Genomic DNA, 19,987 nt, shown 5'->3' on the forward strand with positions numbered 1-19,987 from the left:
GTGGCGGTCCGACCGACTTTCGCCGGACCCGCGGCGCCGTCCGGGCGCTCGGGACGCACGCGAATCGGGTCGTCGTCGTCGGGACGTGGCAGTCGTCGTCGGGACGTGGCAGTCGTCGTCGGGACGTGGCAGTCGTCGTCGGGACGTGGCAGTCGTCGTCGGGACGTGGCAGTCGTCGTCGGGACGTGGCAGTCGTCGTCGGGACGTGGCAGTCGTCGTCGGGACGTGGCAGTCGTCGTCGGGACGAGCCAGTCAGCGGTAGAGGACGCGGCGGTAGGCGAACTCGGTCGAGTACTGCGACCGGTCGTAGGAGTTGTTGGCGCGGCCGTCGGGCGGGAACGACACGCGGCAGGTGATGGTCCGGGTCTCGCCGGGCGTGAACCCGTCCTCCTCGTCGAACGACTCCGTCGCGTAGCCGGCGCCGACGTGCCGGCGCTCGCCGCCGATGGTGGTGAAGTAGACGTCGAACCGCAGTTCTATCGTGACGAACGTCACGTCGGCGACGCCGGTGTTCTCCAGGGCGACGTAGCAGTCGACGTAGGTGTAGTCGTTGCCGCGGCGGACCGACTGGACGCCCTCGGAGACGAGCGACAGCGACCCGTTCGGCGGGACCGGCGCCGGCATCGGGGTCCGGGTCGGCGTCGCCGCCGTTTCGGTGGGCGCGTCGGTCGGCGTCGCCGTGTCCGTCGGCGTCGCGGACGCGGTCCGGGGGGCTGTTTCGCCGTCGGCGTCCGTCGGCGTCTCCTGGACCGGCGCCGGCGTCACTCGCTGTCCGCCGCCGCAGCCGGCGCTGACGGCCGCGGCTGCGACCCCGGCGACGCCAGTCAGGAATCGGCGGCGGCTCCGCGTCACGTCACGTCGCTCGCCCTCGCCGAGTATAAAGGTGGCCGCTCCGTCGGTCACTGAACCGCGGCCGCCGCGACGGCGCCGCAGCCCGCGCCGGCGACGCCGGCGCCGACGGCCGCCACCGCGACGGGAACGGCGGCCTGCGCCGCCGAGAACACCTGTGCCGCTCCCGCGCCGGCGACCCCTAACTGGATTCCGGCGACGGCGAGCGCGGCCAAAAGCGGGGCGCCGACGAGGCCGCCCGCGCCGGTGACGGCGGCGGCGCGCGTCGGCCTGACGTACTGGGAGCCGACGAGCGCGCCGGTGACGCCGGCCGTGACGACGCCCGCGACCAGCGCGGTCGCCGCCGCCGACAGCGCCGCCGCGGCGAGGAACGTCGGGCCGAGCGCGCCCACGGCGGAGCCAGCGGCGTCGGCGACGAACTGCGCCCGGGCCCAGTCCGCCGCGGCGAATCCGGCGACAGCGAGGCCGACGCCCACCGCGGCGTGGCAGCCGACGAGCACGGCGGCCGCCCGGCGGTCCGCGGCGTCAATCATTCGCCGGCGAGCCACGTCCGCCGGTGTTTCCGGTTCCAGTCCACGCGCTCCTCCCACGCGGTCCGCTCGGCGCCCGTCGCCAGCACGAACTCGCCGGCGCGGCAGCAGAACGCGTAGACGACGTCGCCGCCGCGCCGGTAGTAGACGCGGCGCCACGTCGAATCCGGAAAGCGGTACGTCCCCTCCTGTGTGACGTCGCCGAGCGCCAGCGAGAGCGCGTCGGCGGCGGCGCGCTCGTCCGCGTACCGCTGCGCGACGACGGTGCGAGGCACGGACGCGGTCGGACGGTTCCGCGGGAACTGCGGCGTCGTGAGCGACGGCCCGACTTCGTGGAACGCCGCGGTGACGACGGACACCCGGTTCTCGCCGACGTACAGCGGAGCGTAGCTGTCGCGGATGTCGGCGCGGGAGTCGGCGGGTAGCGGCGGCTGAAACAGCGACCGCCGCGTGTCGTCGTACGCGTATGCCTGGAACGGCGAGCCCTCCGCCGGTTCGTACAGCAGTTGCGTGACGAGCCGCCAGTCGATGGTGCCGTCGCCGTCCACGTCGCGCGGGTCGTTTCGGAGCCGTTCGACCAGCCGGTTCTGAATCGGGTCCCGCGGAAAGTGTCCCTCGATGAACGGCTCGGAGGCGGCGCCGGCGCCGAACGACGCGAGCCGCCGGAGTTCCTCGCGGACCCGGTCGCGGTCGTCGCGCCTAGCGAACTTCCGGATGACGTCGAGGTGGTACGTCGACCGGTCGCGCAGGAAGCCGGCTATGGGGTAGTGGTTGCCGAAGGCGCCGCGAGTCACCTCGACGGCGTTCGACCAGTCCGCGGCGAGGCGGTCGACGTCGGCGACCGTGACGTTCCCGGCGTCAGCGAGCGTCCGGGTCGCCTCGACGGCGCGGTTCAGCGCCGCCATGTACGTCTCGACGGCGGCGGGGTACTGCGTGGCGAACCACGCCAGTTCGTCGACGACGAGCCGCGTCCGCGCTCCGAGCGCCGGGTTCGCCTCGGCCGGCGGCTGCTTCCGGTCCGCCCCCGCGTCGTCGGCGCCGGCGGTCGAGTCCCCCGCGCCGGTCCGCGCGTCGCCGTCGGTCGCGCCGGCGGCGCCGTCCGGGTACCGGACGTTCGACCCGGACGCGACACAGCCGCCGAGGAGCGTGCCTGCGCCGACGGCGACGCCGCGCAGCACCGACCGCCGTCCGCGTGTCATACCCGGTAGTCGGCCGGCATCAGGGATAAATCTCGGGGGCGGCCGACCGAAGCGTCTCGCTTTTGCGTGCGCCGCCCGAATCGGTCCGTATGAGCGCAGGGAACCGGAACGACGTGGCGCCCGCGACCGTCTCGGTCGCGCTCCGCGAGGAGGGCGTCGAAGTCGAGTATCTCGACGGCCGAGTGACGTTCTACCACGGCGTCCCCCAGCGCGTCGAGGGGACGCTGACCACGCCGCCGGGCAAGGAGGTCCACGTGCTCGTCACGGACCCGACGGAGACGGAGGGCGTGCTGCTGTACGTGAACGACCTGAAGACGCACGACGAAATCCTCGAAGACACCGGGGTCGGCCGCGTCGTCCTCGACGAGGGCGACGAGGAGGAGCTGTTCCCCGGCGTCACCGCGCGCCGACCGGGCGGCCAGCGCACCGAAATCGAGGCCGACCCGGCGGTCGCCGGCGGCCGCGTGTTCGTCTTCGCCGAGGACGACTGGTCGGAAGCCAGCTACGAGTTCGTCGCGGCGGACGACGAATCCGCCGATGACGACGCGGAGGGCGCCGACAGCAGCGGTGACGCCGACCGCAGCGGCGACGGCGACGGCGACGAATGAGCCTCAGGAAGCAGTGGCGGGCGTTCGACCGGGCCGCGGTCGGCGCCGCCCCGGAGCGGTACGGCGTCTACGAACTCGGCGACGCTGACGGCGACTCGGTCGGCTACGGCGTCGGCGTCCTCCGCGACGAACTGAAAGAGGAACTGGCGTACGGCGACGCCGCGAAGGTGCGCTGGGTCGCCGCCGAATCGGAGGCGCACGCCGAACGGCTCGTCGACGAACACTTCTGAGAGCGTTCGAGGCACGGCATCCTGAGATCCGGAGCCCGCTGGCACAGTACGGTCACCCGGATTATTGCCGGACAGTGGGTTCTGTTTTCGTGGCGCGAACGTTTATCGGTCAATAACCAATCATTGTCAAGATTAATGTCTCTGCTCTCTGGGGTATGACCGTATGCCGAACCAGGATTTTCCCGGAGCCGGCCTTCAGCGACCAGGCGGGGGACTAGCGAGTAACCAGGGTGAAAGCCAGCCTGCGACTGACGGATTGGGGTGCGTATGACCACGGACGGATTTCCCTCCACGAAGGAACTCCTCGAACGCGTCGCCGAAGAGTCGGATGCGGCGGCGGATCTGGTGGAGGGCGCTGAAATCAAGAAAGAGTTCGAAGGCACCGTCCGATTGACGGTCACAACTCAATTAACCGCCTCGGAAAGCATCTCGACGAAGACGTTTTCGGGAAGCGAGTACCGATCGAAGCGTCAGTCAAGTGTACCGTACGAGAGCAGGTACGCACACGCGCCGTCGGATTTTGACGACAAAACTGTCAGCTTTATCGAGTCGGTCCCCGTCTCGACATGCACGAAATGCGACGGGAAGAAGAAGCACGACTGCCCCACCTGTAACGGTACCGGCACGGAACGGTGTGAGACCTGTAACGGCTCGAAAACCGTCGACTGCAGCGCCTGTGGAGGTGAGGGGAACGAGTCGTGTAGTACCTGCGGCGGCTCGGCCACCGTTACGGTCGGCGAGGAGAGCCAATGCACCCAGTGTGAGGGGTCGATGAAAATCGACTGTCCGGACTGCGGCGGGGCCGACGACGACTGTCCGACGTGTGATGGGGACGGCCGGGTTAGCTGTCCACGCTGTGACGGTGACGGTATCGAGACGACGACCCACAAGGAGCCGTGCCCTGACTGCGTCGACGGGACCGAGGACTGTTCGGCCTGTGGCGGTACCGGTGAAGAATCCTGCAGCGACTGCGGCGGCACCGGGACCCAGACCTGTTCGAACTGTAACGGCAACAAGCAGGTCACGTGCCGCCGATGCGGCGGTGACGGGGAGACTGCGAAAGCCAGGTACGGCTCCGTAACGTTCGAGCGTCAGCAGTCGCTGTCCACCGACAATCCGGACGTACCGACGGGGATGTTCCGAGGGTCAGACGGCACGCTCGTCGACGAGACCCGGACAGACTCGGAGACTGAGGCAAGTGACAGTCCCTCCACGTACCGGAAACGAGTGGAGAAGCGGGACGTTCCGGCGAAGTCGGTACTGTATCGGTTCCGTGGGAAACGGTTTGTCGTTACGAACATCGACGACGAGGTCCGGTTCGACGACTACCCGCGGTCGGAGGACCACTATCGCGACCAGATCAAAAAAGCTCGGAACAACGGGAAATTCGACTACGGGAGACCGCGGTCCGTCACCGTGACCGTCGGAGACTTGCTGAAAGACGCGAGTGTTCTAGCTGGCGGCGTCGTTGCCGGCATCGTGGCGACGTTCGTCGCGGCAATCGTGGTCCTGGTACTGTCAGCTCTGCTGCCGCTCGGGTCGGCTACCGAAGACATCCTCGGACTCGGCGGGGGTGCCGTACTTCTCCTGTTCGTCGCGCTCGCCATCGACCGATACGATAGCCCCGACTCGGACGCGTTCTACCCAGAGACGTTTCGCGGTCACCGGCTGCTACTGCCGGGCATTGCCCTCGTTGCAGCCGTGGGGGCAGTCGTCGCTAGCGGCTTGAATGAGCAGACGCAAGTGATGGTGCTCGCTGCGGCGTCAGCGTTCTGGGGCGGCCGCGTCGGATTACGGGTCACGGTAGAGGGAGAGCGAGTCGACTACGCCCTCAGAAAGCGCGAGGCGTTCCTCCAGGATCTGAGCGGCGACCGCGGAGAGCTCGCCGAACTCGGACTCTCCGAACTCCTCCCCGACAGCTCACCTGCGCCCAACGGCGACGAGCTTCGCCGCGTCGGACGGGCAGTGTACGTACTCTGTTGGGGGGTCAGCGTCTACCTGCTTGGCGTACTGGTCTCCGGTAGTCTCCTTGGCGTCTCACTACTGGAGTACACAGGATTCACGCTTGCCGTCGGTATCCCGGTGGCGGCGATTGTCCTCGCCACCGTCGCACTCGGGCTCATCGGCGTCCGAAAGGTGCTGACGGACCTCTGACCGACGCAGGAAGTCGGTCGAGCTTCGTCACGATTCCGGTGACCATAGCTCGACTCGGACACTCGACATCACTCTGTAAGCCCTCGGACGGGAGGAAACAGGGGATGAGCGGGCCGCGAGAATCGAAGCTGGCGCGACTGGGTCAGTCGTCGCCGATGTCGACGCCGGCGTCCTCGTCGGCGCCGAAGATGCGGCGGGAGATGATGGTGCCGTCGGCGACGTCGGTGGCGGCTTCCCGGCGCACGAACCGCTTTTTCACGACGTCGTAGCAGAACACGACGGCGCCGAGGATGAGCAGGACGTCGCCGGGGAGCCGCGCCCAGAACAGCGTCTGGACGAGCGGCTGGCTGTAGAAGCCGAGCGACCGGGCGAAGTCGTACCCCTTCGTGAACGCGGCTTCGAGCTGGAGGAAGCCGACCGGGATGTCGCCGACGAGCACCATCCACGCGAGGCCGACGTTGAACAGCCAGAACGCCCGCTTCAGGTTCGTCGGGTCCCACTTCCCGGGCTTCGTCGTGAACCGGAGGACGTAGACGGCCATGCCGAGCGCGAGGAAGCCGAACGCGCCGAACATCGCGGCGTGGGCGTGCGCGACCGTCAGGAACGTGCCGTGTTCGTAGTAGTTGACGAGCGGGAGGTTGATGAAGAAGCCGAGGACGCCGGCGCCGACGAAGTTCCAGACGCCGGAGGCGATGATGAACATGAACGGCAGCGAGTACGCGAAGTCCTCGTCGGCGGTGGCGTACGCGCGGTACTCGTTGACCGCCTCGAAGAGGATGAAGACGAGCGGGATGAACTCGAGCGTCGAGAAGACGCTGCCGATGGGCACCCAGTAGTCCGGGAGGCCGACCCACCAGTAGTGGTGGCTGACGCCGATGACGCCGGAGCCCATGACGAGCAGCGCCTCCAGAATCACGGCTTTCTCGGCGCTGCGCCGCGACAGCAGGTTCATCGAGACGAGCGTCAGGCCGATGACGGCGACGATGAAGAACTCGAAGGCGCCTTCGACCCACATGTGGACGACCCACCAGCGCCAGAACTCCGTGACGGCGATGGTCGTCTTCGGCGTGTACAGCATGCTCGCGGTGAACAGCAGGCCGATGGAGCCGCCGGCGTAGATGATCATGTGCGCGAGGCCGTACGGCTCCTCCCGGTCGAGCATCGGCTTGAAGCCGCGGGCGACGAGCGCGGTCCAGAGGACGAACCCGACGAGCAGACCGACCTGCCAGACGCGGCCGACCTCCAGGTACTCCAGCCCCTCGCTGCCGAGGAACCACCAGAGGCCGCCGTCGAAGTACCCCTGCGTGCCGAGCCAGATGCCGCCGAGTCCGCCGACCACGACGACGAACAGCGCGCCGAGCAGCACGTTCACGTACCGCTTCTGGTTGTCCGGTTCGGTGCCGGTGAGAAGCGGCGGCAAGAACAGGCCGACGCCGAGCCACAGCGTCGCGATCCACAGGATCGCGAGGTCGATGTGCCACGCTTTCGTGATGGCGAACGGCATGGCCTGCAGCGCCTCGACGCCGAGCGCCTCGGCGAGGCCGTAGAAGCCGCCGCGTTCGATGTAGTAGTGCGCCATCAGCCCGCCGAGCAGCACCTGCACCACGAACAGCGCCGCTGCGACCGGGACGAACCGGGCGGCGGCGAACTGGCTCGGGAACAGGTCGATGTCCTCGGGCGCCGGGACGTCGACGCCTTCGGACTCCGGTTCGGGGAGTTCGATGGACTGGTACAGCCAGATGCCGATGCCGCCGCCGGCGACGAGGATGATCATGGCGACGACGCTCCACGTCATCGCGCTGGTCGGCGGCGTGTTACCGGCGCCGGGGTTGTACGGCCACTCGTTGGTGTACGAGTGTTCGGCGTTCGGCCGGTCGGTCGCGGAGAACCACGCGGTCCACAGCGCGAAGTCGGCGAACCGCCGAGCGTCCTCGGGCGACTCGATGAACTTCGCCGGCACGCCGTGCGCCCGCGACCCCTCGTAGTACCGCTCGACGTACGACTCTCGGACCTGCTCGAAGGCGTACGCCTCCGCCGCCGTCAGCGTGATCCGGTCGCCGTAGTCGCTCTCGGAGAGCTGGCGGCGGACGATGGAGTCGACGGCGGCCTGCTCGGGTTCGTCGAGCGACGAGTACGACGCGCCGTACCGCTCGCGGGCGACGTACGTTCGCATGTTCGTCTTCACTCGTTCGAGCGCGTCGGCGGTGTAGTCCGCGCCGAAGTACGCGCCGTTCCCGAGGATGGTCCCGTGGTTCATCATGCTGTTCTGCTGGAACACGACCTTCCCCTGCTGAATCCGGTCGTCCGTCAGGACGACGTCGCCGTTCGGCCCGACGAACTGGTCGGGTCGCTCGGGCGACTGCTGGTAGGCGAAGTAGGCGCCAGCACCCATCGCGACGAGGTTGAACACGAAGACGACGGCGAGCGCCTTCGCGAGCGTCCGTCTCGTGACTCGCATATCTGCGCACCTCTCTCCGGAGGAAAAAGAGTACCCCCGGCCGTTCCCGGCACGCAGGAACCCCGGCGAACATCTTCGGCGACGCCGACTTGGACACGACGAGTAAACCGTCGTTCAGCGACGTCGCCGCCGCGACGACTCGCGCCGGCTCCGGCCCACGACGCCCGAATATGTTCGGCCGTGCGGCTATCTCCGTGTGGACCTTCCCTTCAGACGAAGATGAGCAGCGCACACGAGCACGGACACGGCGACGTCGAACCGGTCACCGACCACGTCCACGAGACGTCCTGGTCGGCGAACCTCGAACAGCCGTGGCACGAGGCGGACGCGGACCTGCTGGTCGAACAGGCCATCGACGCGGTCGAGCACACCGAGCCCGGAAACCACGTCAACCTCGTGACCCACGGCGCGCACGGCCACCCGTCGGAGTACCTCTTCGAGGCGCTCGCAGACGCCGACGTCGACGCCGACCTGGAGTGGGAGTACGTCCAGCAGTGCGGCTGCGGCGGCCACGTGACGCGGGTGTCCGTCGAGTAGCGCGCCGCCCCTCGATTCTGACGTCCCGGTCCCCTGATTCAGAGCGGGCGGTTCCCGACGCAGACGGCGCGGTTCTCCGTTTCGAACGCACCGGCGAGCGGCGCGTCGGCGAGCCACCGAACATGTCCGGGGACAGACGGAGGGAGGATTCGGCCGTACGACGCGGTATGGCAGGATTCCCGTCACCCTTCGGCGGCTCCGACGACGAGGCGCTGTTCGACGACGCCGACGAGTTCGTCCCGGAACACATCCCGGCGCCCGGCGAGTTCCTCGACGGCCACGACGTCCTCACCGGCGACGACCACGTCCGGTTTCACGAACTGACCCGCGAGGTGTTCGAAGAGCGGACCGTCTACGACATGACGTTCAACTACAACCTCGCGCGCCTGAACCTCGACACTCGCCACCGCAGCGCCGGCTACCGGTACGCCGAATCGGCCGACGACGACTCGGTGCTCCGCGCCGAGTTCACGCCGACGACGCCGTTCTGCCCGCAGACGCACACGCTCACCATCGGCTCGTTCCGGGCGTGGAACGGGCTGTCCGACCGCCACGACTACGACCTCGTCCGCGTCCGCGCCGACGCCATGCACCACCGGAGCGACGCCATCAACGACCGGCTGGAGGAGCTGGAGTCGCAGTACCTCGAAACCGGGACGCTCGAAACCGACGGGGACGACGACGCCGCCGGACCGCTCGGGACCGGACAGGGCTACGGAGCGGCCGGCAGAACCTCGGACGCGCCGTTCTAGACGAACCGCCGACGAACTGCCGACTGCCGGTGCGTTGAATTTCGGCCACGCGCGAAGTCAGCGAGAACTGTGACAACGGGACGGGTCGGGCGGCCGTTCCGCGCCAGTCGCGGCTTAGCCCGAGTCACTCGCCGGTCAGCCCGCCTCAGTCGCCGTCCGCTCCCGCGAGGTCGGTGAGGCGGTCGAGGCCCTGTTTCGGGAGCGTGTAGCCGATGCGGTAGGCGGTGCGGTCGTCGAGCGTGAGGTCGAGGCGTTCGGCGAAGAAGACGCGGACAGACCACTGCCGCCAGGCGAGTTCGCGAGCCAGGGTCTCGCCGTGGCCCGTGAGCCTGGCGCCGCGGTACTTCTCGTAGGCGAGGAGCCCTTCGGAGTCGAGCCGGTTCAGCATCTCGGTGACGCTGGCGGGCTGGACGCCGAGCGCGTCGCTGACGTCGCCGGTCGTGACGCCGTGGTCGGCGCCGACGCCGAGCCGGTAGACGGCGACGAGGTACCGACCAGGGTGCCGGTCGACGCAGTGGTCCGGGTGGGTGGCCGCGCAGAACCCCTCGAACGGTGATTGAGCTTCTGCCATCGGTCGTCCACGTCTCGGTGCGCCAGCCGGGAGTAGTTCGTCCCGAACCGCTTCGGGTCGGCGGCGCGCCCTGCGCGGTTACTCGTCGCCGGACTCCGCCGGTGCGAACACGATGACCGCGGTGCTCGGTTCGAGCGCGTGCGGCGAAATCTCTCGGTCGCCGCTGAATCGGGCGAGCGCTCCCGGCTCGACGTGATGCGTCTCGTCGTCGAGCGTCAGTTCGAGGCGGCCCGAGAGGAGGTGCAGGACGATGTCGGTCCCCGGGTGGGTGTGCGGCGGGACGCGGTCGCCCGCGTCGAGCGCCAGCCGGACGGTTCGGGGCCGTCGGTCGTCGAACACCTCGGCGTGGGGCGTCTTCTCCAGGTCGTCGAGCGTCGTGAATTCAGGCATCGGTGTCGTTGAGCTTCGTCTGTGGAAACGAGTGTATCCGTAGTCGGACGGGCTATCGGGAGTCGGACGGGCTATCGGGAGTTGGACGGGCTGTTGGAAACGGCTCGTCTTCGGTCGGCGCGCGATTCCGGTTTCAGGATTCGTCGGCGCGGACGTGAGCGTTCGGCCGAACTGGTTCGGGTCGCGTTCGGCGTCGACGCGCCGAACTCAGTCCGACGGCTCCGCGGACTCGTCCGGCCGCGTCTCGGACGAGTCGACCGACCTGCCGAGCAGGATGCCGGCGACCGAAGCGGGGCTGTGCGTCCGGATGACCGAGAGGAGGTTCGCGACGAACAGCGCCGACCCGGCCAGGACGAGGACGCCGCCGGCGGCCGCGACGGCCGCCGGGAGGCCGAGCAGGTCGGCCGCGACGAGCAGCGCGGTTCCGGCGACGAAACAGCCGAGGTCCGCGGCGGCGACCCGGTCGCTGTAGAGGTCGTCGATCATCGGGACGGCCTCGTAGCCGAGCAGGTCGCTGTACCGGTGCACCCAGACGATGAACGGGACGACGTGGTAGAGCGTCCCGAGGACGACGAAGCCGACGGCGCCGACGACGAACAGGTGGACGGTTCCGGGCGCGCCGAACAGCGCCGCCGGGGCGAGCGGGTCCGCGACCCAGGCCGGGAGCGCGAGCGCGGCCCAGGCGGCGAACCCGGCGGTCGCGACGGCGTACCGCGAGAGCATCGGCGTCCAGTCGACCTGCGTTTCGAGCAGGCGCCGGGCGAGAATCACGGTGAACGCCGCGAGGGCGGCGACGAGCAGCACCGCGCCGACCCGTGCGAGCAGCACCGAGTCGACCAGCCGGCCGACTGCGAGGAGTGCGACGCCGGCGGGGTAGCCGGCCTCCTCGACGCGGCGGAGCGGGACGTCGACGCCGTGGAGCGAGGTCTGCGTGAACATCGTCGCGAGCTGGTAGAGCGCGCCGAGAACCGTCGTCGTGACGGCGCCGAACACGGCGAGGGTGACGTGCGCGGAGACGACGTCGGCGCGGGTGACCGGGAGGCCCGCGAACGCCGGGCGGACGAAGTCGACGGCGAGCAGGAACCCCAGGAGCGTGACGAGGAGGAAGAAGCCGAGCGCGACGCCGAAGTGTCGTTCGGTGACGTCGTAGGGGGCCTGCGGGAGGAGCGTGCGCCCGACGTTGTAGACGAACGTCCAGAAGCCGACCAGCATGGCGGCGGCGAACACGGGCGCCGACGCCAGGGTCGCCGTGAACAGGCTGGTCGCGAACCCGGCCAGGCCGCCGGAGACGAGCCAGAGCTGGGCTGTCGCGAGGCGCTCGGAGTGGAGCGCGGCCCCGGACCAGACGGGGACGAACTGCGTCATCGCGCCCATGATCGTGAGACAGACCCAGCCGGCGAGCAGGAGGTGGACGTGCGCGAGCGTCCCCAGCCCGGATGTTCCGCCGACGGCCGCCACCGCGCCGGCGACGACGCCCGCGAGCAGGAACCCTGTTCCGACGACGAAGTGCCGGAGCGGTACCGTCATCGGCGGCTGTCGAGCCGTGTCGACCTCTCCCGGAACGACGCTCATACCGGGACCGACGGCGGCCAGCGACCTGCCGGTACTCCCGAACACGTTCGGGCGGCCGGGGGCCGGCCGGCCGCGGCGCGCGGAGCGGTCACTCCGCGCCGACGGTTCCGTGTTCGTCGCGGCTCCGGACGTCGACGAATCGGTGCCGGGTACCGCCGCCGACAGCGCCAACGCTGGACGGGTCCGACGAGGCGGTTCCGTACACCTCGTTGCAGCCGCGGAGGCCGTTTGCGGCGAGCGTCTCCCGGACGTCGTCGGGAAGTCGCTCCCCGTCCGCGAGGTCGACGACGAACAGCCGGTCGGTGAAGCTCTTGGCGAGCCACGCGTCCGCGACCGCCGGGTGTTCACACACCGTCTCGGTCAGGCGTCGGAGTTCGGTTTCTCGGGTCGGCATCCGTTCGTCGTCGCGGCGCGACCGGCACCAACGCGGCGCCGAACATCATCGGGGAAACCGTGTTTCGCTCGGGCGCCGCAGTTCCGGTATGGTCGAGAAACCGGAGCGGTTCCGCGTCGGCGACCAGCCGCGCGACGCCGTCGAACGGGAGTGGGAAGTGTTCGTCCGGGACGAAGAGTCGGAGCCGGTCCGCCACGTCGGCAGCATCTCCGCGCCGTCCGACGACGTCGCCTACGAGCGGGCGACGAAGCTGTTCGCGTGGTACGCGGCCGACGTCTGGCTGTGTCCCGCCGACGCCGTCTCGCGGTACTCGACGCACGCGCTCGACGACGACGCCGAACCGGCGGCCGTCGCGACCGGCGAGGAAGACCGCAGCTACGACGCATGATTTCGGTCAGTAAACTGCTGTGCGGCGTCGGCGCCGAGGGGGACGGCCTGCGGTACGACGCCGCCGACGAGTCGTCGAAGCCGCAGATAGCGGAGCGGAAGCAGCGCCGCCCGGTCGTGGTCTGGAACCTCACGAAGCAGTGCAACCTCTACTGTTCGCACTGCTACGCGGCCGCCGACACCGGCACCGCGCCGGGCGAACTCAGCACCGCCGAAGGCAAACGGCTGCTCGACGACCTCGCGGCGTACGGCGTCCCGGTGGTGCTGTTCTCCGGCGGCGAACCGCTGGTCCGCGACGACCTCACTGAGCTGGTGCGGTACGCCGCCGACAGCGGCATCCGGCCGGTGCTGTCGACGAACGGGACGCTCATCACCCGCGAAAAGGCGCGGGAACTCCGGGACGCCGGCCTCAAGTACGCCGGCGTCTCCGTTGACGGCCTGCCGGAGCGAAACGACGAGTTCCGCGGGCAGGACGGCGCGTTCGACGCCGCCGTCCGCGGCATCCGCGCCTGCCTCGACGTCGGCCTCAAGACGGGGCTGCGGTACACCATCACGGAGCGGAACGCGGCGGACCTCCGCGGCGTCGTCGACCTGCTCGCCGAGGAGGGCGTCAACCGGTTCTGCTTTTACCACCTCGACTACGGCGGCCGCGGCGCCGACATCGTCGACGCCGACCTGTCGCCCGCGGCGAAGCGCGACGCCGTGAAGCGGCTCTGCGACCTGACCCGGGCGTACCACGACGACGGCGAGGAGATCGAGACGCTGCTCGTCGGCAACTACGCGGACGCGGCGTACCTCGTCGAGTACGCCCGCCGCAACATGGGCGCGGACGCCGCCGAGCGCGTCGCCGACTACCTCCGCCGGAACGGCGGCGACCCGACCGGCGAGCGCGTCGCCGACGTGGACTACCAGGGGAACGTCCACCTCACCCAGTTCTGGCAGGGGTACAGCCTCGGCAACGTCCGCGACCGGCCGTTCGGCGCCATCTGGGAGGACGAGTCGAACCCGCTGCTGGCGCGGCTGCGCGAGCGCACCGACCACCTGACCGGTCGCTGCGGCCGCTGTCAGTACCAGTCCATCTGCCGCGGCGCCTCCCGGCTCCGCGCGCTCGCCACGCACGACGACCTGTTCGCGCCCGACCCGCAGTGCTACCTCACCGAGGACGAAATCAGCGGCCCCGCGGCGTCGACGCCGAACGCGGACTGACCGCGGACCGAACGCGGACTGACCGCGGACCGAACGCAGACTGACCGCGGACTCGTCGACGCGCGACGCCCGACCTGAAAAAAAGACCCCGATTCCGGGACGGCTACTTCACGACGACGGCGCCTTTCATCCCCATCGCCTTGTGCGGCTCGCAGTAGTACTTGTACGTCCCCGTCGCGTCGAAGGTGTGTTCGAACGTCGCGCCCTGCTCGTTCAGCAGGTCGCTCTCGAATCCGCCGTCGACGTCGACGACGTTGTGCATGCTCCCCTTCCCGGTCCACTTCCAGACGACGGTGGTGCCCGGCGAGACCGCGACCGCGGCCGGCGCGAACGCGTACGCGCCGCCGTTCCCCTCCGCGCCGACCGTCACGGTCACGGAGTCCGAGCCGGTCTCGTCGACGACGCCGTCGTAGTTCCCGACGTTGTCGAACCACCCGCCGAACCCCTTCGTTCCGCCGCCGCTCGACGAATCGGTCGGTTCGGGGGACTGCGTCGGGGTCGACGTGGACGACCCGCCGGACTGCCCGGCGGCGGACGACCCGGCGCTGCCGCCGCTGGTGCAGCCGGCGAGCGCCGCGCCCAGCAGAGACGCCCCGGTGGCTTTCAGCACGGTACGGCGACCGACTGCCTGCTCGTCTGGTGCCATCTCAGTCGGACGTAGCCGGCCGAACGCCACGGCGGTTCCCCCGAAGGTGTTCGGGGACTGATTCGGAAACTGAGAACGACCGCGAACGCCCCGGAGCGGACCCACCGTGACCGCGTCGGCGACGTCGCACGACGGGTAGCGGACGGGTACGGTGTTGGTCAGTCCGCGGAGGGCGCGTCGGCGCCGAACGACTGGTCGGGGAGCGGGCCGGCGTAGCCGTCCGGGACGTACGCACAGAGCGGGTCCGCCGCGAGCGGGTCGCCCGTGTACGCGTACGCCCGGGACCGGCTGCCGCCGCAGACGTGGCGGTACTCGCAGGCGCCGCACTTCCCGCCGAGCGCGTCGGGGTCGCGCAGCGATTCGAACAGGGCTGCGTCCCGGTAGACGTCGACGACGCCGTCGTCGCGGACGTTTCCGGCGGCCTCCGGGAGGAACCCGGACGGGTAGACGTCGCCGACGTGGCTCACGAACGCGAAGCCGTTGCCGGCGGTGATTCCGAGTCTGCGCCCGATGCCGTCCGGCGACGGCCCCCCGGTCGGCCCGGCGTCGCCGTCCGCGTCGTCTGCGGTGCCGGCGGCGCGGTCGTCGCCGTCTGCGTGGGCGCCGCCGGAGAGCGCGACGCGTCGGTAGTGCGGTGCCTCCGTCGTCTTGACGCCGAACGGGGCGTCGTCGGCGACGTCGCACAGCCACTCCATGACGCGCTCGGCGCGCTCGGGGGACACCGGGTCGAGGACCCGGCCGCGGCCGACCGGGACGAGGAAGAAGACGGACCACAGGACTGCGCCGAGGTCGGCGACCAGGTCCCGTATCGCCGGCAGTTCGTCGACCGTCTCGGCGCACACCGTCGTGTTGACCTGGAGCGGCAGGCCGGCGTCCCGCGTCGCGCGCGCGGCCCGCATCGTCTGTTCGAAGCTCCCGCGTTCCTGCCGGAACTCGTCGTGTGCGGCTGCGGAGCCGCCGTCGATGCTGAGCGCCATCCGCCGGAGCCCGGCGTCGGCGAGCGCCCGGATCCGGTCCGGGGTCAGCGACGCGGTGCCGCTCGGCGTCAGCGTCATCCGGAGGCCGGCGTCGGTGCCGTACTCGACCAGGTCGACGGTGTCGTCGCGGGCGAGCGGGTCGCCGCCCGACAGGACGACGAGCTGGCCGTCGCCGAACTCGGACGCGTCGTCGAGCAGCCGTTTCCCCTCGGCGGTGGTCAGTTCGTCGGGGTGTCGGCGCGGCTGCGCGTCCGCCCGGCAGTGCTTGCAGGCGAGCCCGCAGGCCTGCGTGACCTCCCAGATGAGGACGAACGGCCGCCGGTCGGCGTCTATCGCTCCGGGCTTCATCGGTCCCGGTCGGACCGCGCGTCGTTCTCGCCGTTCGGGCCGGCGGCTTCACGGACCGAGTGGTGGGCAGCGGTGGTTGTCATCGGCGTGGAATTCGGTCGGTGGCACGGAAAGCCGCCTGCCGAACGTGTTCGCGGCGTGCGTCGCCGGCTGAGGGCGAGTCGCGCTCGGCGACGAGCGCGGCGCGAACAACCCGGGCGGGCGAACATCTTCGGCGGAACCGTCTGGGTCGGCGGCCACCGACGCCTCGGTATGGTCGACGTCTCGGAAGCGGTCGACGCGAGCGACGCACCGCCGGGTCAGACCCGGGAGACGCTGGACGTCCGGGAGCTACCGCCGCCGCAGCCGCTGCAGCGGACGCTCGAACGGTGCGCCGAACTGGACGAAGACGCGGCGCTCGTCCAGCTGAACGACCGGGCGCCCCAGCACCTGTACCCGCGGCTCTCCGACCGCGGCTTCGAGTACGACACCGTCGAAGCGGCCGACGCCGTGGTGACGGTTATCTGGCGCGGATAGCGCCGGACGACCGCCGCAGAACAGTCCGACGAAGTGTTTTGGGGTGCTGGGACGGGCGACTGTTTCGGAGCGCCGCGACGAACTACTGTTTCGGGAGCGCCGCGACGAACTACTGTTTCGGGAGCGCCGCGACGAACTACTGTTTCGGGAACGTCGCGACGAACTCGTTCGGACTTCGCTGCTCGACCGTGTAGCCCTCGGCGTCGAACGATTCGACTTCGGCCTGCATCTCGTAGAACAGCGGCTTCGGCTCGTGGTCGTTGATGAGCACCAGCGACTCACCGCTTTCGAGGTCGGCGAACGCGTCGTGGATTCTCGGGTGACGGTCGGACGGCGGAATCTCGCGGACGTCGAGTGTCGTTTCCGGCATGCACTGTCACGTAGCGCCTACCCGTCCCAGTACGTTGCTCCGAACATGTTAGTTCACGCGTGCGTAATCGTGACTTTCCATTCCTCGGGGCCGCACCGGGTCGTCTCGTAGGTGAAGCCGCGGCGCTCGACGACGCCGTACAGCGGCTCGGGCTCGAAACTGTTGTACAGCACGAGCGTCCCGTCGGCCGGGAGGTCGTCGAGCGCGGCCATAATCGGGCCGAACGGCTCGCCGTCTATCTCCCGCGCGTCGAGTTCGCGTCGCTCCGAGTCGCTCGCCGATTCCGTCTCCGGCGGCGTGGTCGCTCCCTCACCGGTGTGCTGCTCCGATTCGGCCTGTCGTCCGGGTTCGGCGCTGTCGCCGTGCATATCCGTACGCTCGGGGGAAGCGGCCATACTCGTTGTGCCGATGGTGTTCGCCCGCCCGGCCCGCCAGCGGCGGTGCTGTCCGAACATGTTCGGGAACAATGATTGGTGTGCGGGCCGAATACGTTCGCACGAACACCGATGCCACAGGCCAATCTGACCATCACGATTCCGGAGGGCGTCTGGGTCGGCGACGTGTCGCGGTCGTACCCCGACGCGGCCATCCGAATCCTGGCCGCGCTGACCGGCGACGACGCCGGCGTCGGGCTGGCGGAGATTACGGCCGCCGACCTCCGCGACATCGTCGCCGACATCCAGTCGGACGAGACGGTGACCGAACTCGAAATCCTCCAGCAGTACGAGGACACGGTGCTGCTGCAGTTCGAGACGACGATGCCGCTGCTGCTGCTCCCGGTGCAAGACTCCGGGGTGCCGCTGTCGATGCCGTTCACGATCCGTGACGGGCAGGCCGAGTGGGAGATCACGGCGCCCCAACACCGGCTCTCCGAACTCGCCACGCAGCTGGACCAGTTCGGCATCCCGTTCACCGTCAACGAGGTCCACCAGCACATCGAGCCGGAACAGCTGCTCACCGACCGGCAGCTCCGGCTGCTCACCGCCGCCGTCGAGAACGGCTACTACGACACGCCGCGCGGCTGCTCGCTGACGGAGCTCGCGGAGACGCTCGACCTCGCGAAGTCGACGTGCAGCGAGACGCTGCACCGCGCCGAGGAGCGCGTCGTCAAGCAGTTCATCGAGGACCTCGACGAGACCTCGGTCGAGACGCAGCCCGCATGACCGCGCCGTCCACCGCCGCCAGCCGCGGCGAGCGGCGGCGGCAGATGACCGCCCGTACACGCAGACCATGGACCTACCCGCCCACGACGACCGACCCGCCGTCAGCACGCCTCGAACCGCCGAACCACGCCGCTGCGTACTCAGCACCGATGGGGCGTGACCCGTTCGCGCCCGAGGAGCCGTCGCTGCAGGACGTCCTCGACGCGCTCGACGACCCGGACTGCCGCGCCGTCATCGAGCGGCTCGACGAGCCGATGACGGTCGCGGAGCTCGCCGAGGCGTCGGGCATCCCGAAGTCGACGCTGTACCGGAAACTCGACCTGCTGTCTGAGGCCGGGCTGGTCGAAGAGCGGCTGGACGTCCGCGCCGACGGCCGGCACACCAAGCGGTTCGTCGTCGACTTCGAGGAGGTACGGGTGTCGCTCGGCGAGGACAACGCCATCGAACTCGGCGTCGAACGCCGGGACAGGACCCCCGAAGAGCGGCTGTCGGAGCTCTGGTCGGAGGTGCGGAAGGAGACATGACGCCCGAGCTCACCTCCGTGGTCGCCGTCCTGAAGACGCTGACGCTGATACTCGGCGGCTCCATCACGTTCTACGCGTTCAAGGCGTCTCGGCGGACCGGGTCGTCCGCGCTCCGCGCGCTGGCGTTCGGCTTCGGCGCCGTCACGCTCGGCGCGCTGCTCGCCGGCGTCGTCGACCAGCTCCTCCCGCTCGACCCGCAGCTCGCGCTCGTCGTCGAGAGCCTGTTCACCACCGTCGGCTTCGGCATCATCCTCTACTCGCTGTACGTCGACTGACGGCCGACGGCGACGCTGCGAACCCCTCGAACCCCTACTTAAACCCGGGGCGGAATATCTTCGGCGGCGTCGCGAGCCGGTGAGAATCCGCTCCCCGGTTGAAGGTGGAGTCCCCGCAACGTCCGCCTGTGAGGTGACCGCCAATGTTAACGAACTCGCGGCGACGCGTCCTGCAGTGGCTCGGACTCGGTGGTGCAGCGTCACTGGCCGGCTGTAACACCGCAGCATCCCCCGCGACGGAGTCGACGACGGACCAGGCCGCGACGACCACGACGACGGCGGCGACGACCGACCAGGTCGCCGCCGACCCGACCGACGTCCCCGACCCGGTCGACTGGACCGAGCCGAAACACCACGACGTCACGCTCGAAGTGAAAGAGGTCACCGCGGAGGTCGAACCCGGCGTGACCTTCGACTACATGACCTTCGACGGGCAGATCCCGGGGCCGATGATTCGGGTCCGGGAGGGCGACACCGTGTCGTTCACCCTGGAGAACCCGCCGGAGAACGACATGCCGCACAACGTCGACATGCACGCCGTCTACGGCACCGGCGGCGGCAGCGTCGCGACCACCGCGGCGCCCGGCGAGGAGAACGCCGAGCGGTTCACGGCGACGTACCCCGGCGCGTACATCTACCACTGCGCCGTCCCGAACCTGGACTACCACGTGTCCGCCGGCATGTTCGGGATGATTCTGGTCGAGCCGAAGGAGGGGCTCCCGTCCGTCGACCGGGAGTTCTACGTCGGCCAGCACGAACTGTACACCGACAAGCCCACCGGGAAGAAGGGCCACCACGGCTTCGACTTCGCCGCGATGAAGCGCGAAGACCCGACGTACGTCCTGCTCAACGGCGAGAAGTACGCGTGGGCGGCGGCGAACCGCGGGCCGCTCGAAGCCAGCGTCGGTGAGACTGCGCGGGTGTTCATGGTGACCGGCGGCCCGAACCTCCAGTCGAACTTCCACCCCATCGGCAACGTCTGGTCGGAGTGCTACCCGAACGGGTCGCTGAGCATGGAGCCGCACGGTAACGTCCAGACTCAGGTGGTGCCGCCGGGCAGCGCCATGGTCGGCACCATGGAGTTCCCGGTGCCGGAACGCATCAAACTCGTCGACCACGCGCTCTCGCGGGTCGCCCGGAAGGGGATGCTCGCCGAAATCGACGTCACCGGCGAGAAGAACACCGACGTCTTCGACCCCGAAGTCGACGGCGCCGACGAAGGCCCGCTGTACGGCGACGGCTAAACCGAACCGAATCCACCCGCACCGTCCCGCATTTTTTCGGCGGCGCTGAACCGCGGCGTCCCGGGCGCGCCCGACAGTAAGCGATTA

24 protein-coding genes are annotated in these 19,987 nt (G+C 69.6%); 12 read left to right on the top strand and 12 right to left on the bottom strand.

The window, feature by feature from the left end; all coding sequences use genetic code 11:
- Nucleotides 1-252: 252 nt before the first annotated feature.
- The 3 genes from ACQUST_RS13950 to ACQUST_RS13960 are packed head-to-tail and all read right to left on the bottom strand — an operon-like array spanning nucleotide 253 to nucleotide 2,578.
- Nucleotides 253-852, bottom strand: a complete 600-nt coding sequence (locus ACQUST_RS13950; RefSeq protein ID WP_435129828.1) for a hypothetical protein — start codon at nucleotides 850-852, stop codon at nucleotides 253-255.
- A 47-nt stretch (nucleotides 853-899) separates the two neighbouring features.
- On the bottom strand, nucleotides 900-1,382 hold the full coding sequence (locus tag ACQUST_RS13955) for a hypothetical protein (RefSeq protein ID WP_435129830.1): 483 nt from the start codon (nucleotides 1,380-1,382) through the stop codon (nucleotides 900-902).
- Nucleotides 1,379-2,578, bottom strand: a complete 1,200-nt coding sequence (locus ACQUST_RS13960; protein WP_435129833.1) for a hypothetical protein — start codon at nucleotides 2,576-2,578, stop codon at nucleotides 1,379-1,381. The genes ACQUST_RS13955 and ACQUST_RS13960 overlap by 4 nt, the downstream gene beginning before the upstream one ends.
- 89 nt (nucleotides 2,579-2,667) lie before the next feature.
- Here ACQUST_RS13960 and ACQUST_RS13965 point away from each other — a divergent pair, with 89 nt between their 5' ends.
- The 3 genes from ACQUST_RS13965 (at nucleotide 2,668) to ACQUST_RS13975 (ending at nucleotide 5,570) form a co-directional block, all read left to right on the top strand.
- Nucleotides 2,668-3,186, top strand: coding sequence for a DUF5796 family protein (locus ACQUST_RS13965; RefSeq protein ID WP_435129836.1), 519 nt, complete (start codon nucleotides 2,668-2,670; stop codon nucleotides 3,184-3,186).
- Nucleotides 3,183-3,416: a DUF7508 domain-containing protein gene (locus tag ACQUST_RS13970; protein WP_435129839.1), complete on the top strand. Its 234-nt coding sequence runs from the start codon at nucleotides 3,183-3,185 to the stop codon at nucleotides 3,414-3,416. The genes ACQUST_RS13965 and ACQUST_RS13970 overlap by 4 nt, the downstream gene beginning before the upstream one ends.
- A 267-nt stretch (nucleotides 3,417-3,683) precedes the next feature.
- Entirely contained in the window at nucleotides 3,684-5,570 is a 1,887-nt protein-coding gene (locus ACQUST_RS13975; RefSeq protein ID WP_435129842.1) for a hypothetical protein, read from the top strand.
- 142 nt (nucleotides 5,571-5,712) lie between these two features.
- Here the strand turns inward: ACQUST_RS13975 and ACQUST_RS13980 are convergent, their stop codons facing one another.
- Nucleotides 5,713-8,028 (bottom strand): nitric-oxide reductase large subunit, encoded by a 2,316-nt coding sequence (locus ACQUST_RS13980; RefSeq protein WP_435129845.1) that lies wholly within the window; start codon nucleotides 8,026-8,028, stop codon nucleotides 5,713-5,715.
- A 219-nt stretch (nucleotides 8,029-8,247) separates the two neighbouring features.
- Here ACQUST_RS13980 and ACQUST_RS13985 point away from each other — a divergent pair, with 219 nt between their 5' ends.
- Both ACQUST_RS13985 and ACQUST_RS13990 read left to right on the top strand, forming a co-directional pair.
- Nucleotides 8,248-8,565 carry a CGCGG family putative rSAM-modified RiPP protein gene (locus tag ACQUST_RS13985; RefSeq protein WP_435129848.1) on the top strand — a complete coding sequence of 106 codons (318 nt, stop codon included), beginning with the start codon at nucleotides 8,248-8,250 and terminating at the stop codon, nucleotides 8,563-8,565.
- A 167-nt stretch (nucleotides 8,566-8,732) separates the two neighbouring features.
- Nucleotides 8,733-9,317, top strand: a complete 585-nt coding sequence (locus ACQUST_RS13990; protein ID WP_435129851.1) for a hypothetical protein — start codon at nucleotides 8,733-8,735, stop codon at nucleotides 9,315-9,317.
- Between the two features lie 145 nt (nucleotides 9,318-9,462).
- Here the strand turns inward: ACQUST_RS13990 and ACQUST_RS13995 are convergent, their stop codons facing one another.
- From ACQUST_RS13995 to ACQUST_RS14010, 4 genes are all read right to left on the bottom strand, one after another.
- Entirely contained in the window at nucleotides 9,463-9,888 is a 426-nt protein-coding gene (locus ACQUST_RS13995; RefSeq protein WP_435129854.1) for a metal-dependent transcriptional regulator, read from the bottom strand.
- 78 nt (nucleotides 9,889-9,966) lie between these two features.
- Nucleotides 9,967-10,278, bottom strand: a complete 312-nt coding sequence (locus ACQUST_RS14000) for a cupin domain-containing protein (RefSeq protein ID WP_435129857.1) — start codon at nucleotides 10,276-10,278, stop codon at nucleotides 9,967-9,969.
- A 207-nt stretch (nucleotides 10,279-10,485) separates the two neighbouring features.
- Nucleotides 10,486-11,850: a hypothetical protein gene (locus tag ACQUST_RS14005; protein ID WP_435129860.1), complete on the bottom strand. Its 1,365-nt coding sequence runs from the start codon at nucleotides 11,848-11,850 to the stop codon at nucleotides 10,486-10,488.
- A gap of 88 nt (nucleotides 11,851-11,938) precedes the next feature.
- Nucleotides 11,939-12,244, bottom strand: coding sequence for a hypothetical protein (locus ACQUST_RS14010; protein WP_435129863.1), 306 nt, complete (start codon nucleotides 12,242-12,244; stop codon nucleotides 11,939-11,941).
- 88 nt (nucleotides 12,245-12,332) lie between these two features.
- Here ACQUST_RS14010 and ACQUST_RS14015 point away from each other — a divergent pair, with 88 nt between their 5' ends.
- The gene (locus ACQUST_RS14015) at nucleotides 12,333-12,632 is read left to right on the top strand and encodes an Htur_1727 family rSAM-partnered candidate RiPP (RefSeq protein WP_435129866.1); all 300 of its coding nucleotides are present in this window, start codon (nucleotides 12,333-12,335) and stop codon (nucleotides 12,630-12,632) included.
- On the top strand, nucleotides 12,629-13,837 hold the full coding sequence (locus ACQUST_RS14020) for a TIGR04347 family pseudo-SAM/SPASM protein (RefSeq protein WP_435129869.1): 1,209 nt from the start codon (nucleotides 12,629-12,631) through the stop codon (nucleotides 13,835-13,837). The genes ACQUST_RS14015 and ACQUST_RS14020 overlap by 4 nt, the downstream gene beginning before the upstream one ends.
- 103 nt (nucleotides 13,838-13,940) lie before the next feature.
- Here the strand turns inward: ACQUST_RS14020 and ACQUST_RS14025 are convergent, their stop codons facing one another.
- Complete coding sequence (locus ACQUST_RS14025) at nucleotides 13,941-14,483, bottom strand: halocyanin domain-containing protein (RefSeq protein WP_435129872.1); 543 nt, start codon at nucleotides 14,481-14,483, stop codon at nucleotides 13,941-13,943.
- Nucleotides 14,484-14,641: 158 nt separating this feature from the next.
- A complete protein-coding gene (locus ACQUST_RS14030) occupies nucleotides 14,642-15,808 on the bottom strand; it encodes a TIGR04053 family radical SAM/SPASM domain-containing protein (RefSeq protein ID WP_435129875.1) in 1,167 nt (388 codons plus the stop codon).
- 252 nt (nucleotides 15,809-16,060) lie between these two features.
- Between ACQUST_RS14030 and ACQUST_RS14035 the strand changes: the two genes are divergently transcribed.
- Nucleotides 16,061-16,324, top strand: coding sequence for a DUF2249 domain-containing protein (locus ACQUST_RS14035; RefSeq protein ID WP_435129878.1), 264 nt, complete (start codon nucleotides 16,061-16,063; stop codon nucleotides 16,322-16,324).
- Nucleotides 16,325-16,460: 136 nt separating this feature from the next.
- On the opposite strand, the gene ACQUST_RS14040 is transcribed toward ACQUST_RS14035, so the two are convergent.
- Together ACQUST_RS14040 and ACQUST_RS14045 are read right to left on the bottom strand one after the other, a co-directional pair.
- The gene (locus ACQUST_RS14040) at nucleotides 16,461-16,694 is read right to left on the bottom strand and encodes a DUF2249 domain-containing protein (protein ID WP_435129881.1); all 234 of its coding nucleotides are present in this window, start codon (nucleotides 16,692-16,694) and stop codon (nucleotides 16,461-16,463) included.
- Nucleotides 16,695-16,747: 53 nt separating this feature from the next.
- Entirely contained in the window at nucleotides 16,748-17,062 is a 315-nt protein-coding gene (locus ACQUST_RS14045; RefSeq protein WP_435129883.1) for a DUF2249 domain-containing protein, read from the bottom strand.
- 138 nt (nucleotides 17,063-17,200) lie between these two features.
- Between ACQUST_RS14045 and ACQUST_RS14050 the strand changes: the two genes are divergently transcribed.
- The 4 genes from ACQUST_RS14050 to nirK all read left to right on the top strand — a co-directional run bounded on the left by ACQUST_RS14050 (nucleotide 17,201) and on the right by nirK (nucleotide 19,900).
- A complete protein-coding gene (locus tag ACQUST_RS14050; protein ID WP_435129886.1) occupies nucleotides 17,201-17,857 on the top strand; it encodes a helix-turn-helix domain-containing protein in 657 nt (218 codons plus the stop codon).
- A 149-nt stretch (nucleotides 17,858-18,006) separates the two neighbouring features.
- A complete protein-coding gene (locus tag ACQUST_RS14055; RefSeq protein WP_435130074.1) occupies nucleotides 18,007-18,381 on the top strand; it encodes a helix-turn-helix domain-containing protein in 375 nt (124 codons plus the stop codon).
- Nucleotides 18,378-18,656, top strand: a complete 279-nt coding sequence (locus ACQUST_RS14060; protein ID WP_435129888.1) for a DUF7521 family protein — start codon at nucleotides 18,378-18,380, stop codon at nucleotides 18,654-18,656. The genes ACQUST_RS14055 and ACQUST_RS14060 overlap by 4 nt, the downstream gene beginning before the upstream one ends.
- A gap of 143 nt (nucleotides 18,657-18,799) precedes the next feature.
- Nucleotides 18,800-19,900, top strand: a complete 1,101-nt coding sequence (gene nirK / locus ACQUST_RS14065; RefSeq protein ID WP_435129891.1) for a copper-containing nitrite reductase — start codon at nucleotides 18,800-18,802, stop codon at nucleotides 19,898-19,900.
- Nucleotides 19,901-19,987: the final 87 nt, after the last annotated feature.

Source organism: Halobaculum sp. D14, assembly GCF_051195135.1.
Classification (GTDB): Archaea; Halobacteriota; Halobacteria; order Halobacteriales; family Haloferacaceae; genus JBNTKA01.

Bases quoted from the DNA above. Each gene is read 5' to 3' on its own strand.
- ACQUST_RS13955 (WP_435129830.1), bottom strand. From the start codon at position 1,382: ATGATTGACGCCGCGGACCGCCGGGCGGCCGCCGTGCTCGTCGGCTGC.
- ACQUST_RS13960 (WP_435129833.1), bottom strand. From the start codon at position 2,578: ATGACACGCGGACGGCGGTCGGTGCTGCGCGGCGTCGCCGTCGGCGCA.
- ACQUST_RS13965 (WP_435129836.1), top strand. From the start codon at position 2,668: ATGAGCGCAGGGAACCGGAACGACGTGGCGCCCGCGACCGTCTCGGTC.
- ACQUST_RS13970 (WP_435129839.1), top strand. From the start codon at position 3,183: ATGAGCCTCAGGAAGCAGTGGCGGGCGTTCGACCGGGCCGCGGTCGGC.
- ACQUST_RS13975 (WP_435129842.1), top strand. From the start codon at position 3,684: ATGACCACGGACGGATTTCCCTCCACGAAGGAACTCCTCGAACGCGTC.
- ACQUST_RS13980 (WP_435129845.1), bottom strand. From the start codon at position 8,028: ATGCGAGTCACGAGACGGACGCTCGCGAAGGCGCTCGCCGTCGTCTTC.
- ACQUST_RS13985 (WP_435129848.1), top strand. From the start codon at position 8,248: ATGAGCAGCGCACACGAGCACGGACACGGCGACGTCGAACCGGTCACC.
- ACQUST_RS13990 (WP_435129851.1), top strand. From the start codon at position 8,733: ATGGCAGGATTCCCGTCACCCTTCGGCGGCTCCGACGACGAGGCGCTG.
- ACQUST_RS13995 (WP_435129854.1), bottom strand. From the start codon at position 9,888: ATGGCAGAAGCTCAATCACCGTTCGAGGGGTTCTGCGCGGCCACCCAC.
- ACQUST_RS14000 (WP_435129857.1), bottom strand. From the start codon at position 10,278: ATGCCTGAATTCACGACGCTCGACGACCTGGAGAAGACGCCCCACGCC.
- ACQUST_RS14005 (WP_435129860.1), bottom strand. From the start codon at position 11,850: ATGAGCGTCGTTCCGGGAGAGGTCGACACGGCTCGACAGCCGCCGATG.
- ACQUST_RS14010 (WP_435129863.1), bottom strand. From the start codon at position 12,244: ATGCCGACCCGAGAAACCGAACTCCGACGCCTGACCGAGACGGTGTGT.
- ACQUST_RS14015 (WP_435129866.1), top strand. From the start codon at position 12,333: ATGGTCGAGAAACCGGAGCGGTTCCGCGTCGGCGACCAGCCGCGCGAC.
- ACQUST_RS14020 (WP_435129869.1), top strand. From the start codon at position 12,629: ATGATTTCGGTCAGTAAACTGCTGTGCGGCGTCGGCGCCGAGGGGGAC.
- ACQUST_RS14025 (WP_435129872.1), bottom strand. From the start codon at position 14,483: ATGGCACCAGACGAGCAGGCAGTCGGTCGCCGTACCGTGCTGAAAGCC.
- ACQUST_RS14030 (WP_435129875.1), bottom strand. From the start codon at position 15,808: ATGAAGCCCGGAGCGATAGACGCCGACCGGCGGCCGTTCGTCCTCATC.
- ACQUST_RS14035 (WP_435129878.1), top strand. From the start codon at position 16,061: ATGGTCGACGTCTCGGAAGCGGTCGACGCGAGCGACGCACCGCCGGGT.
- ACQUST_RS14040 (WP_435129881.1), bottom strand. From the start codon at position 16,694: ATGCCGGAAACGACACTCGACGTCCGCGAGATTCCGCCGTCCGACCGT.
- ACQUST_RS14045 (WP_435129883.1), bottom strand. From the start codon at position 17,062: ATGCACGGCGACAGCGCCGAACCCGGACGACAGGCCGAATCGGAGCAG.
- ACQUST_RS14050 (WP_435129886.1), top strand. From the start codon at position 17,201: ATGCCACAGGCCAATCTGACCATCACGATTCCGGAGGGCGTCTGGGTC.
- ACQUST_RS14055 (WP_435130074.1), top strand. From the start codon at position 18,007: ATGGGGCGTGACCCGTTCGCGCCCGAGGAGCCGTCGCTGCAGGACGTC.
- ACQUST_RS14060 (WP_435129888.1), top strand. From the start codon at position 18,378: ATGACGCCCGAGCTCACCTCCGTGGTCGCCGTCCTGAAGACGCTGACG.
- nirK (WP_435129891.1), top strand. From the start codon at position 18,800: ATGTTAACGAACTCGCGGCGACGCGTCCTGCAGTGGCTCGGACTCGGT.